The 12,873-nt window shown below is 45.8% G+C and carries 8 protein-coding genes; 6 read left to right on the top strand and 2 right to left on the bottom strand.

Annotated features, from left to right (window positions below):
- Positions 1-3: 3 nt before the first annotated feature.
- Complete coding sequence (locus tag ACQUQM_RS11785; RefSeq protein ID WP_432474727.1) at positions 4-519, bottom strand: tyrosine-type recombinase/integrase; 516 nt, start codon at positions 517-519, stop codon at positions 4-6.
- A gap of 591 nt (positions 520-1,110) precedes the next feature.
- Between ACQUQM_RS11785 and ACQUQM_RS11780 the strand changes: the two genes are divergently transcribed.
- Both ACQUQM_RS11780 and ACQUQM_RS11775 read left to right on the top strand, forming a co-directional pair.
- Positions 1,111-2,043 (top strand): 6-bladed beta-propeller, encoded by a 933-nt coding sequence (locus tag ACQUQM_RS11780; RefSeq protein ID WP_432474725.1) that lies wholly within the window; start codon positions 1,111-1,113, stop codon positions 2,041-2,043.
- An 11-nt stretch (positions 2,044-2,054) separates the two neighbouring features.
- Complete coding sequence (locus ACQUQM_RS11775; protein ID WP_432474723.1) at positions 2,055-4,274, top strand: EAL domain-containing protein; 2,220 nt, start codon at positions 2,055-2,057, stop codon at positions 4,272-4,274.
- 475 nt (positions 4,275-4,749) lie between these two features.
- Here the strand turns inward: ACQUQM_RS11775 and ACQUQM_RS11770 are convergent, their stop codons facing one another.
- Complete coding sequence (locus tag ACQUQM_RS11770; RefSeq protein ID WP_432474823.1) at positions 4,750-5,583, bottom strand: IclR family transcriptional regulator domain-containing protein; 834 nt, start codon at positions 5,581-5,583, stop codon at positions 4,750-4,752.
- 151 nt (positions 5,584-5,734) lie between these two features.
- On the opposite strand from ACQUQM_RS11770, the gene ACQUQM_RS11765 reads away from it, so the two are divergent.
- The 4 genes from ACQUQM_RS11765 to ACQUQM_RS11750 all read left to right on the top strand — a co-directional run bounded on the left by ACQUQM_RS11765 (position 5,735) and on the right by ACQUQM_RS11750 (position 12,820).
- Positions 5,735-6,697, top strand: a complete 963-nt coding sequence (locus ACQUQM_RS11765; RefSeq protein ID WP_432474721.1) for an MBL fold metallo-hydrolase — start codon at positions 5,735-5,737, stop codon at positions 6,695-6,697.
- A 120-nt stretch (positions 6,698-6,817) separates the two neighbouring features.
- Entirely contained in the window at positions 6,818-7,873 is a 1,056-nt protein-coding gene (locus ACQUQM_RS11760) for a TRAP transporter substrate-binding protein (RefSeq protein WP_432474720.1), read from the top strand.
- Positions 7,874-8,369: 496 nt separating this feature from the next.
- Positions 8,370-9,407: an ABC transporter substrate-binding protein gene (locus tag ACQUQM_RS11755; RefSeq protein WP_432474718.1), complete on the top strand. Its 1,038-nt coding sequence runs from the start codon at positions 8,370-8,372 to the stop codon at positions 9,405-9,407.
- A complete protein-coding gene (locus ACQUQM_RS11750) occupies positions 9,404-12,820 on the top strand; it encodes an EAL domain-containing protein (RefSeq protein ID WP_432474716.1) in 3,417 nt (1,138 codons plus the stop codon). The genes ACQUQM_RS11755 and ACQUQM_RS11750 overlap by 4 nt, the downstream gene beginning before the upstream one ends.
- Positions 12,821-12,873: the final 53 nt, after the last annotated feature.

Below are 12,873 nucleotides of genomic sequence, written 5' to 3'. Positions count from 1 at the left end.
CTGTTACACCTCTGTCTGCTCTGCTATTACCAGAGGATTATCAACATCGATACCTAAGTAGCGTACTGTGCTCTCAAGCTTGGTATGTCCAAGTAGTAATTGAACAGCTTGCAAATTTTTAGTGCGCTTGTAGATTAGCGCAGGCTTCGTTCGCCGTATCGAATGCGTACCGTATGCGGAAGCCTCAAGCCCAATACTTGTTACCCAACGTTTAACGATACGGGTATATTGCCGCGTTGTAATATGATTGGATCTGTCTGTGCGGTTAGGGAAAAGGTAATCGCTGTTGTTGGCACCAGGTACCTGTAGCCACTTTGACAGTGCTTCTCGGGTCTGCTCCATCAGTTTAAAGCGAACAGGCGTTTGAGTTTTCTGCTGCAATACCATAGCTCGCGATTGAATTGCTGAGCCTTTAGCAATATCGCGTACCCGCAGATTTACTAAATCACAAGCCCGTAGTTTGCTATCGATTGCCAGGTTAAATATCGCCAATTCACGGTGTTGCAGGTTGATCTGCAATCTGATCCGGAATGCCCAGATTTCTCTGAGTTTTAGCGGCTTCTTTTGGCCAACCAGTTTACCTTTGTTCCATGGTTGCCGAGCGGAAAGGCCTATTACTCAAGACATGATATACCTCCGTCAGTGGTTATAGAGGTAGTTAGACTGGATTGGGTCTAACAATCGCTTAGTGACACGGAGGAGGTTCGGGGCGGCTTTTAATGAGATCAATCAGATAGCCGGAATATTCAAAGCGGACACCGCAGTGGGGGGCAGGGGTAGGCCATTTTCGCCACAAAGGAGTCATGATAGCTCTGGTGATTTGCGCTTGGGGTAAGCCTCCTTCAGCTAGTTTTGAACTAGAAGAACCAGATAAATTAACTCTGAGCAATGTACCATTTTGAGTATATTAAGCTTAGTCGTGAGTATATTCAGAACTATATTTAATCGGGTAACAGTCGAAGTAAACACGATTTTACACGGCAGCCAAAGTCCTTCTTCAGGCGAATTCCGATAGGTAACTGGAAGGGGTAATAGGGACAAGAACTGCGGGATAAGTGAGTCTGTCAGTTTGATACGAGTATTAAGGCACTGCTTTATAAGGATATATTCATGTTAACTTCGGGTGTTAGCCGGTTTTTATTATCTTTTCTGCTTATTGCTTCGTGCATAGGCTGCTCCCAGAAAGACAATAATGCAGAGTTCATAACTACTTTCGGCTCCGAAGGCTCTGGCAAAGGAGAATTTAGCTATGTAGAAGACTTTGCCTTTGATCAGTTCGGTAATGTCATGATTACGGATGCACTGAATGCCAATGTTCAGGTTTTTAAGCCTGATGGTACCTACATCATAATGTTTGGTGGTAAAGGCGAAAAAGAAAGCAATCTCAAAAAACCGGAAGGAATAGCGATAGATAGTGACGGTAATATTCATGTTGCTGATTATTTGTCTGGGTTTATAAAAAAGTACACACCTGCATACCAACATATTCTGACTTATAGTGGCTATGGAACAGAGGAGGGGAAAACGCAAGAGACTGAATTTATGACATTTCACAAAAACGGTTTGCTGTATGTGCCAGAAGCTGGCAACAACCGGGTTAGTGTTTTTGATTCCGATGGGAAGTTTAAGTTTAGTTTTGGGGAGGCGGGTGTTGAGAATGGGCAGTTTAATCGCCCTGAGGCAGTAAAACATATGAGCAATGGGAATTTGGTTGTATCTGACTTGGGTAATCACAGGATTCAGGTATTTGATGAATATGGAAAGTTTATTTCATCCTGGGGCCAGGAAGGGCGTGGGGCTGGAGAATTTAAAAAGCCTTCAGGTGTTGCTATCGATAGTCGGGACAATATTTATGTCGCAGAAATCGGCAACAATCGAATTCAGAAGTTTAATAGTAAAGGAGAGTTTCAGTATATGTTTGGCTCTACCGGTAGAGAAACTGGAGAGTTTGGAAATATACATGGATTGGCAATAGGTCCTGACGGACATCTATTTGTGGCTGACACTGCTAATAATAGAGTGCAGGTTTTTTCGGTTAGATGAAGGGGGCATAAATGAAAATCTCCTCATCGATGGAAAAACTTACTATTGCTAAGAAGTTTTCGCTACCTCTTACGTTTTTTGTGATCAGTCTGACATTTATCTCTCTTACTTTTGCAGTCTTCTTTGCCGATTTAAATAATCGTAATAAGGTTGTTATTGATCTGACATTACAAAAAAACATTCTCTCGAGGCTGGAAGCTAGCCTGGCTTATACCAATGAAGAGCTCATACAGATTATTTATTTTAAAAATTACGAGAATGACTCGGTAGTTTTGTCCCTGGCGGAGGACTTTCAATCCTTATTGACAGAGTTTAGAGAAATCGCACGCAAGAATGAATTTATTAGTGATGTTTATTTGGCAGATGAGGTCGAGCCGGTTTTTGATAAGTTAAGAATTGATATCAATAGAATATTAAGCTTGACGTTGAATGATAAAATGGTTGAGGCAGTTGAGTTATTTAATGGATACTATTTGAACGATGTAAAGCGGTCCAGAAAATTTGTGAATGAGGCCTTTTATGGGAAGTCAGAGTTTGTAAATGAGCTTTTGTTAAAAAATAGCAAACGTAAAATTCAATTTGCTGTAATATTTGTCTTTGAGTTTTTGGTTTCTCTATTGATTATGTTTCTACTTCATCGAAAAATTGCAAAGCAAATAATAAATCCTATAAATGATTTAAAAGATTCAAGCGATGCGATAGTTAACAGCTATTTATTAAAAGGAGAAGGAGAAGGAGAAGGAGAAGGAGAAGGTTCTTATACTAAAGTATCTTCTTATCTGAAGAAAACTGATTCCCGTGATGAAATTGGAGTATTAACGCAACACTTTGCAGGTATGCTTGAAACCATCGAGTCTCGAAACGCAGAGGTTTTAAAAGCAAAAGAGACTGCAGAAAATGCCAATAAACAACTGGAATTGCTGGCAACTTATGATCCACTCACTAATCTTTACAATCGCCGGATGCTGACTGAGCATATTCAGCACGCTATAGCACTCGCGGAACGTAATTGTTATTGCTTTGGTTTATTTTATTTTGATCTTGATGATTTTAAAAAAATAAATGATATCTATGGTCATGGGATGGGTGATCAGTTACTAGTGAAGGTCTCTGAGCGACTAGGAGGTCTAATTCGTGAGAGTGATATCCTTGCTCGTATGGGGGGAGATGAATTTGTTCTCCTGGCCCAATCTGAAGTAGATAGTTTGTCAACTTTAACAGCTCTCGCCGGCAGAATTATTAAAATGTTTGAATCGGCTTTTTATGTAGGTGAACAAACGTTTTATGTAAGCTGTAGTATTGGTATCGCTATCTATCCTGACGGCGGAAAAACACCGGGAGAGCTTATACAAAATGCTGACGTGGCGATGTATAAAGCTAAAGACGAAGGTCGTAGTTGCTACAGGTATTATTCAACACAGATGAGTGAAAAGTTAATCGCTCAACTGGATATTGAAAATAGTATAAGAAAAGCACTTAAAGATAATGAGTTTACACTTTACTACCAGCCGAAGGTGAATCCTGCCACTAAGGAGATTATAGGTGCGGAAGTATTGATCCGTTGGGTTTGTCCAGAAAGAGGCGTTATATCTCCTGCTGAGTTTATTCCTGTTGCTGAGCAAAGTAACTTGATTATATGTATAGGAAAATGGGTGCGAGAACAGGTGTGTCGCCAGTTAGTCATCTGGAAAGAAAACAGTTTTCCTCTTCTTAATATTTCGGTTAACGTCTCTGGAAAAGAGTTCATGAAGGGCGAAATAGTGAAACATTTAACAGAACTATTAATGAAATATGATGTAGATCAGAAATTGTTGAATCTTGAAATTACGGAAAATACATTGATAGAAAGCCGTGAAAAAGGAAGTTTGGATTTTGAGGTTATCAGGGATATGGATATAGGTATATCAATTGATGACTTTGGCACGGGCTACTGCTCGTTAGGCTATCTCAAAAGTTACCCTGTCGGCACATTAAAGATTGATAAATCGTTTATTGATAATATAACTGAAAATGAACGTGACGCCTCTATCGTTAAAGCCATTATAACTATGGCGCATAGTCTCGATATGTCCGTTGTGGCAGAGGGTGTTGAAACCTCAGGGCAGAATGATTTCCTACTTGAGAATGGTTGTGATCAGATACAAGGGTATTACTATAGCCGTCCTTTACCTGTTGATCAGTTTGAGGACTTAGTACTTTCCTATAACATTGCTGAGCTTGAGACTGGGTGATCGCTTTTGCTCAATCGACGAGAAACAAAATGGAGTGGCTGCAATAATTCTCTATGGCTATCTATGTTATTGGCTGTGTCCTACCGAGAGCTGGAGGTCAGATAGCCTCGACCCTGATGTTTAAATATGGATAAATGTGGCTTGAAGGTGAGACTGACGTTAACAAATCAACACCGTCTGCTGCTTGTTAACTGGAACCGTAAGATGAAGTCGGATAGGTAAACATTCAACGTCCGCTATTTGAGCTGAGGGTTGGCAGGTAAATGTTATATTAGCGGCCCCTGAAAGTTCGGATTTGGCACATAGCTACCCAACTCTGAAGCTGAGGTATATGCCCGATTTAGGGGTTGAGATGGGTGCGAAAGCGGCGAGTGACTCGAACGTGAATCGAGCCCTACGGAGTGCTATTTGGAGGTCTGACATATAGTGAAAAGAAGGCATTTTCGCTTTTTCTAGCAAGTGACGCAGTGACGTTCTAGCGACGAGCTAGGCAGGCGGAGCCAGCCGGTCTGGCAGCATCCCGCGCGACGCGGTCTGCTTTTAAAACATTAGCTATTTCCTCTGCGGCTGACTGTAATGCAGGAAAGAGGGTTGTTTCAACCTGCTGTTCCGTTATTGCACCAGCTACCCATGCAACACTGATACAACATCGCACCTTAGCTCCGGATATAACCGGTAATGCGATTGCATCGACATTCGATGGATAGTCAACGATATGGCCCCAGTAGCCAGTTTCACGTACGGCATAGCCACGTGTACGGGTGTCATTCAGTTGATGAATCACCCAATTATCGTCCCCGGATACCTGATCGAAACTTTCCTTAGAATCTTTTAGGGCAGTTAAAATGCTCATACGCTCATCATCCGGACAGAAAGCCAGGTAAGCGCGGCCTAACGCAGACCAAAGCATATGCGGGCAAAACCCGACAACATCTTTATTAATTGACAAGGGGCTTTGGCGACGAGTTGAGTCGATGATTTTCATGTTCACATCATCCCTTATCGCTAAATCTGAGGGCCAGCCTACCAGGTTGCTCAACTCACGCAGAATTGGGGCCGCGAGTTCTATTAGTTCGTTTTCCCCGCCGGTAATCGACCCAAACATTGGACTGTTTACGCTGATACGGTAATTGCTGTCGCCTAAGCTTCGATACACCCAACCTTTATTTTCAAGGGTCAGCAAAATTCTGAGCAGGGTTGCTTTAGAAAGTTTTGTTGTCAGATGCAGCTCGTTGAGGGAAGTACTGTTGTTCTTTCCGAGACACTCAAGCACTTCAAGCCCACGGGAAAGCGCACGTATCGTCTTCACTTCTGCCAAGGTAGCCTCCCAACATATTGCGTGTGTCAGGTAGTTTGTATCGTTTCACCTGGTGAAACAAGGGGCTGTTTCACTAAATCCATTTTCAATATCGTTGTTACTCCTATTTGAAACATAAACTTTAAAAATAAGAATCGGGTAGATGAAAATGATTTATAGCTTTAAACAACGGTATGTTTGGATGAGCCTGATGGCTTTGCTGTCTTTCGGGGTGCTAAGTAACCACATCAATGCAGCGACCACAGCAGACTCTGAAACCCGACTGATATTGCTGGGTACCGCAGGAGGGCCTTCAATTAAGAAAGCCAGGGCGCAACCCGCCAACGCCCTGATCGTAAATGGCAGCGTATACATTATCGATGCAGGCAATGGAGTGGCCCGGCAAATGGCTTTGGCTGGCGTCTCGGCTAAAAAGCTGCGTGCAGTATTCATCACACATAATCATACGGATCATAATGCGGATTACGGTACGTTGTTACTTCGCTCCTGGTTAAGCGGCCTTAAGAAACCGGTTGATACCTTCGGACCTCCACCACTTAAGCAGATGACAAGTGATTACATGAAGTACATGGCGTGGGAGATTAATCTGAGAATTAGTGACGAGAACAGGGTGCCACTGAGTGACCTGATTCGCGCGCATAATATCCAGAAAGACGGTGTTATATACAAGGATGAAAATGTAACTGTCACCGCTTTTGAAGTACCTCATGGTGCAGCAAAACCGTCATATGGTTTTCGATTTGATACAGCCAACCGCTCAATTGTTTTTTCCGGAGACACAGCGCGTAGCGATAACCTGATCAGGGCCGCAAAAGGTGCAGATGTCTTGGTTCATGAGGTGGTAAGCGTTCATGGCGTGGATGCGATCGTTAACCGTATTGATCCCGGTAACAAAGCACTTACCCGACATATTATAGAGGCCCATACACCGACTGAAGAAGTTGGCCAGGTGGCCGCTGAAGCGGGTGTTAAAAAACTGGTGCTGAGTCATTTCGTCCCTACTGGGCTGCCTGCATTTGATAAACCCGAATTATGGATTGAGGGTGTCAGAAAGCATTACCAGGGCGAGATAGTGGTTGGTGAAGACTTGTTAGAAGTTAAATAACCCGAACAAATCCAGTCTTAATCTGACATCCTCCTTGAAATGGAAAGGGTTACCGGCTTTGATGAAGGTATTAACCGTAAATAATGTCGGTAACCCCTATGGTCCTGCAGCAATGCTCCTATGAATCGAACAGTTTTCAGTAGACGCCCTTTACGATTTTCAGCTCGGAAGGTTGCAGGCATCATAGCAGCCATTTCCCTTTCCCTTTCATTCATGGTGTCGGCTGAGACAATTATGCATGTTGCGACCTGGCTACCCCCTGCTCATCTTCAAAACAGTGTTGTCTGGCCAACTTATGGTAAATGGATAGAGGAAGCGACCGAGGGGAGGGTGAAGATCAGGCTGGAATATGGCTTGGGTCACCCGAAATCAATGTTTGAACTGGTCGAAGACGGTGTCGCCGATGCTAGCTGGAGCTTTCACGGATATGTGCCGGGACGCTTTAAACTCACTTCGATTGTTGAACTTCCAATGTATGGTGTCGATGCGGAAGCCGCATCGGTCGCCCATTGGCGTATTCATCAGCAGTATCTTACCAAAGCCGATGAACACGATGGTTTGGTGCTGGTTGCGCTCTTTACACATGGCCCCGCGCAAATACATACGGTGAAAGCTATCGACTCGTTGGCGGACCTTAAAGGTAAGAAAATTCGAATTGGAGGGGGAATACAAAGTGAACTCGCTAAACGATTGGAGGTGACTCCAGTTACCGCGCCCGCAAACAAAGTGTATGAAATGATGGAACAAGGTTTGATTGACGGAGTATTCATTCCGTTTTCGGTACAGAAAAGCCTGCGCCTGCATGACCTGGCTAAACATATTATCAAGCTGGAGGGTGGCATGTATCTTGGCAGTTTTAGCATGTTTATCAGCCCCGGCTTTCTTAATTCGCTGAGCCAAATAGATCGCGATGCTATTTTGAATATTTCCGGAGAAAAGCTATCAGCATTAGCGGGTAATGCATGGGAGATCGCTGATATAGAAGGATATACGGCAGCCCGGGAAGCGGGTGCAAAGATTATAGACGTGAAAGACAGCGACCTCATTTCCCGCGAGTTTACCCGTATTACTCAAGGAATGGATCAAGCCTGGATCGAGTCAGTTAATGACCGGGGGGTAGATGCTCAAAGAGCCCTGGAAGAGTTAAGAAAGTTGACTCGCTCTTATCGACAATAATCTAATAAGATTAGACCTAAGGGTATAGACTCAAACTAATCTAAATTACAGTTATTACTCAAATTGGTGAGCGCCTGTTTGCTTAATATCTGATAGCTACGTAGCCTTTAGAAAAATAGCTATGGATGGGCTGGATTATGCAGAGATTACTCCTTCATCAGGTATCACAGGTAGCGCTCTTATACTCTTTCACATGCCTCTCGCAAGCCCTGCTGCTGAACGAGAATAGATTACACCGTTGGATCACGCTTAAATTCCTAACATGAAACATAAGTCGTCTCGCTGGATAAGTGCTTTCGATACAGTAGGAGGCTATGCAGTCGGGAATTCAGATAATAAGTGCGGGGCCTTGAACTACGCCCCCCCCCTCACAAACAGCTCAAAGGAACCGTCGTAGCCTTAAACCGAGATCATGAACATATAGCGGAAGTGTTTGTTTGAGGCGGGGTGTCATTTTAAGGCCTGGTTATCGCGAGCAAAAAAGGAATATAGCGAAATGTTTAAAAAGCTTATTGTCGTCCCTGTTATTTTGCTCTCATTAATTTTCGTCGGCCTTTTATGGTGGCAGTCCGCATCGGAGGTGGAGGATGGGCCGAAGACAACCGGCCTTCCAATGTCGGTCGCACGCTATTACTGGCCGGGGGAGTTTTGGATAGAGATCGCCGATAAAAAAGGCTGGTTTGAAGCGGCCGGCCTGAACGTTGAGCTTGTCGATTCTAACCCCGACTATTGGAGCTCCCTGCAGGATACAGTTGATGGAAAAATAGACTCAAATACATTCATCCTGTTTGACCTTATGCAGTTTAACGCCGCAGGATCAGATCTGGTTGTGGTCACTAACAGCGACTACTCTGCCGGCATAGATGCCATTGTAGCAAGGCCAGCTATTGCAACAATAGAGGACTTGAAAGGGAAAACCATCGGTGTTGATAGGGGAACTTATCTGGAATACATACTGGATATTGTAATAAGACGGCATGGATTAACGCCTGGTGATGTGACTAAAGTAAAAGTCGCTGGCGAGAAAGCGGCAGAGGAATTCGGCAACGGGAAGCTGGATGCTATTGTTACATGGGAGCCTATTGTGTCTGAAGCGATAGAACAGCGGAATGGCCGAAAGCTCTTTGATACCTCTGAAATTCCAGGTCTGTCCCCCGCTGTTAATGTTTTCCATCGCAGCTTTATTGACGAGAGGCCCGGTGATGTCCAGGCCTATGTCAACGTATGGCACAAGACGACGCAATTTATCAAAGAAAATCCGGACGAGGCGTTCGGTATTATCGCCGGGATCTACGATGTCTCTCCGGCTGAGGTTCAGGCGTTTGCTAGGTTAGACCGAACTCTGGATCTCCGGGAAAACCTTACCTCCTTCTCTTACGGCGCAGGGTTTGAATCGCTGCACGGTGCAGCCCGACAGGCAAATAACTTTCTTATGGAGCAAGGTACGATAAATAAACAGCTGGACAGCACGGCATTTATTGATGCTACCTTCATACGGGCTCTCACGAATTCGTTGCAGCAGAACGCGCTATGAAATTTGCAACAAAGATCACGCTATCGGTTGCGGTGGTGTCACTTATTGCCGTGCCTGCGCTGGTTTTCAGCACTTTTTATTTCGCCAGAACTGTACTTCAGAAAAACATTGCCAAAAACCATCTGGAAATTGCTAAGCATCAGATGCAGGCAATTGACCGGGCCCTCTATACCGCTTACCGGGATATCCAGATAATCGCCGAAGACGATGTGTTGCAACTGCTTCTGGAGCCTCAGGCAGAGGTAAAAGAGGAAAAACAGGAAATCTCAAACAGGTCCTTCAGCGAGTTGGAAGAACATGCCCGACTTAGCGGGCCCTGGGACCTGTTAATGATGATTGACACTGAAGGCACAATCATCACCTCGACAGATAAAGAGAGCGTTGGAAAACATATAGATGAATATCCGGCGAGCAGCACCACCTATCATAATGCACTTAAGGGCCGGACAGATTATTCTGACCTTGTGTTGTCCAGTATAATCGACAGACCCACTGTCATGTTTGCTGCGCCGATTAGAAGTGAGTGGGGCAAGAGTTCTATTAACGGTGTGGTTCTCGGCCACTTTGCCTGGCCCGTGGTCCTTCAGGCACTGGATGATATAGCCCCGCCGGTCGTTGCGCGGCTCATTAACAGCGAGGGCATGACCATAGCCGCTCCAAAAGCCCATACAGATGATATCTTTAAACTCAATCGCGCCGGACTTAAGCTGGCACAAAAAGCGTCTGAAAGTGGCGTTTCCGGGAGTACATCTTTTGAGAGCGGCTCGCATGACGGGCGCGGGGCTGTGCTCGCAGTATCTTCCTTGCAGAACGGCTATTTCGGCTATAAGGGGAGCGACTGGAGTCTGCTGCTGGAGGTCCCCCTTGAAAAGGCGCTGGCGCCCGTTAACCGGATGGCAAGACATGTCGCCGCCGTCGCAGTGGTTGTAATGATGGTTATGATAAGTGTCCTCTATTACCTCGGCAGACTGCTTGCCCGACCGGTGGAAAGGCTGACTGAAACGGTAGAGGAAGTTTCGGGTGGCAAACTGACAGTACAGGCCGATGTAACCACAAAAGATGAGGTCGGGGAGCTGGCTTCTTCATTCAACAGGATGACCGAGGCACTGCAGAGGACGACGGTTTCGAGGGATTACGTTGACAATATCCTGAAGACAATGCCCGGCACCCTGATCATCATGACCCCTGATACAGTCATTGAATCTGTGAATCAGGCTGCCCTCGACCTGTTGGGCTATGAAGAAAAAGAGCTGATCGGCCAATCCATTCACTTCATTCTAGCGGAAGAAGAAGCTGCTTTACTGGAAAAAAGTCCAACGGGTCTCCTTTCCAGGAACGGCTATGTCAGCAACGTTGAGAAATTTTATTCTAGTAAGGATGGTCGCAAAATACCGGTTCTATTTTCCGGTACGATAATGTGCGATTCCGAGGGAAAAAAGCATAGTATTGTCTCCGTAGCCATAGATATCAGTCAGCGCAAGGAGCATGAAGAAAAATTGCGTCGGACCAGCCGGGCTTTAGGTGCCATCCATGCCAGTAATATTCTTCTGGTACGGTCTGATGATGAGCAACGACTGCTTGAAGGGGTGTGTCACAACATAGTAGAACAGACCGGTTATCGGTTTGCCTGGGTGGGACTGCGGCGGCCAGATGATGCAGGCGTCATACTCCCGGTAGCCTGGGCGGGTAAGGAGCAAGGTTACATCGATTCACTGCAGCGATGTCTGCGAGTTGATGAAATGATAAGCTGCCCGGAGGCTACGGCGATCCGGACCGGCGCAGCGTGTATTGAAATGGACATAAGCAGCGCGCCAGGCAGCCTTCACTGGCGTAAACAGGCTGCCGAACGTGGCTACAAATCTGTGATCGTGTTCCCTCTTATGCGGGAGGAAGAGGCGTTTGGTGCGCTGGCAATCTATAGTACGCAGGCAAATACCTTTCAGCCGGATGAAGTGGAATTGCTGCAGGAGCTAGCCGATGACCTCGCTTATGGGGTTACGGCGCTGCGGACACGACAAAAACATCAGCAGGCTGAGCAACTGATTGCCTATCAGGCCTCTCATGATGCACTGACCGATCTGCCTAACCGTTCAACGATTATGCAGTCGCTGAGCCAGACCATCAACCAACTTCGCCACCAGGGGGGCGCGGTGGCTGTCCTGTTCATCGACCTGGATGAGTTCAAACTTGTTAACGACACGCTCGGTCATGCCGCAGGTGATGAATTGCTCCGTCAAGCGGCAGAGCGGATGAAAAGTGCCACACGAGATGCCGACATAATAGCGCGACAGGGGGGAGACGAGTTTATTGTGCTGCTGGCAAAATACGGCGAACAGATAGTTAAGACCGATTTTGAACAGCTTGCGGCTACCGTTGCACAACGAATTCTGGATGGGCTGCAAGAACCCTTCCGAGTGCAGGGGCAGGAGGCCTATGTTTCGGCGAGTATTGGCATCAGCCTGCTTCCAGGAGACACGGATGATGCAGCACAGTTGATTCAGTATGCAGACCATGCAATGTACCGGGCAAAGGAGCTGGGTCGTAATAACTATCAATACTTCTGCAAAGAACTATCGGAACGCCAGCAAAAGAAAATGTCGCTGGCAACGAAGTTGCACAAGGCAATTGAGCAGCAGGAGTTCCGGCTCCATTATCAGCCTCTCATTGACTTGGATAACGGCCGATTGGTTGGAGTGGAAGCCCTGATCCGCTGGGAGCAGGAAGAAGGCCATTTAGTATCTCCTGCAGATTTCTTGCCGGTGGCAGAAGATACCGGATTGATCCTGCCTATCGGTGACTGGGTGGTACGGGAAGCCTGTCGCCAGCTTCGCGAATGGGCTGACAAGGGGATTTCATTGACGGTAGCGATTAATCTGTCAGCGCGACAAATGTGGCACGGAGACATTGCTCATCAGATACTGAACATTATAAATGAGACGGGTATATCGAGGAATATGCTTGAGATCGAAGTGACCGAAAGCGCGATGATTATCGAGCCTGAGCGAATGGCGGAAACACTAGAGCATTTCGACGAAAACGAAATCAAGATCTCGCTGGATGATTTTGGTACCGGTTATTCATCACTTGATCGTCTGAAGCATCTGCCTTTCAATAAGCTTAAAATCGACAAATCGTTTGTTGACGGTATTCCTGATGATGAGGACGATATAGCCATCGTAACCGCAACGGTGCAAATGGCACGGAATCTGAAGCTATACTCCCTGGCTGAGGGCATTGAAACGGTTGAGCAGTATCGCTTTCTAAAGAATCTGGGGTGTAACTATGGTCAGGGATATTATTTCTCAAGGCCTGTGCCGGCAACAGAAATTGAGTGCATGTTTAAACAGAATCGTCATTGGGAATTAAAAAAACGCGAATTCAACGGTTTATCCCCTGATCTCATTGAAGGTTAGCCAATCAATTGTAGTAGCCGCGGTATTATCTGAAAGTTACCAGTTGTGATGGA

It is taken from the genome of Amphritea sp. HPY (assembly GCF_050870985.1).
Classification (GTDB): Bacteria; Pseudomonadota; Gammaproteobacteria; order Pseudomonadales; family Balneatricaceae; genus Amphritea.
The sequence above is the reverse complement of the archived record's forward strand: the minus strand, read 5'-3'. Positions and strand labels throughout refer to the sequence as shown.

Coding starts and splice junctions, on each gene's coding strand:
- ACQUQM_RS11780 (WP_432474725.1), top strand. CDS start 1,111: ATGTTAACTTCGGGTGTTAGCCGGTTTTTATTATCTTTTCTGCTTATT.
- ACQUQM_RS11775 (WP_432474723.1), top strand. CDS start 2,055: ATGAAAATCTCCTCATCGATGGAAAAACTTACTATTGCTAAGAAGTTT.
- ACQUQM_RS11765 (WP_432474721.1), top strand. CDS start 5,735: ATGAAAATGATTTATAGCTTTAAACAACGGTATGTTTGGATGAGCCTG.
- ACQUQM_RS11760 (WP_432474720.1), top strand. CDS start 6,818: ATGAATCGAACAGTTTTCAGTAGACGCCCTTTACGATTTTCAGCTCGG.
- ACQUQM_RS11755 (WP_432474718.1), top strand. CDS start 8,370: ATGTTTAAAAAGCTTATTGTCGTCCCTGTTATTTTGCTCTCATTAATT.
- ACQUQM_RS11750 (WP_432474716.1), top strand. CDS start 9,404: ATGAAATTTGCAACAAAGATCACGCTATCGGTTGCGGTGGTGTCACTT.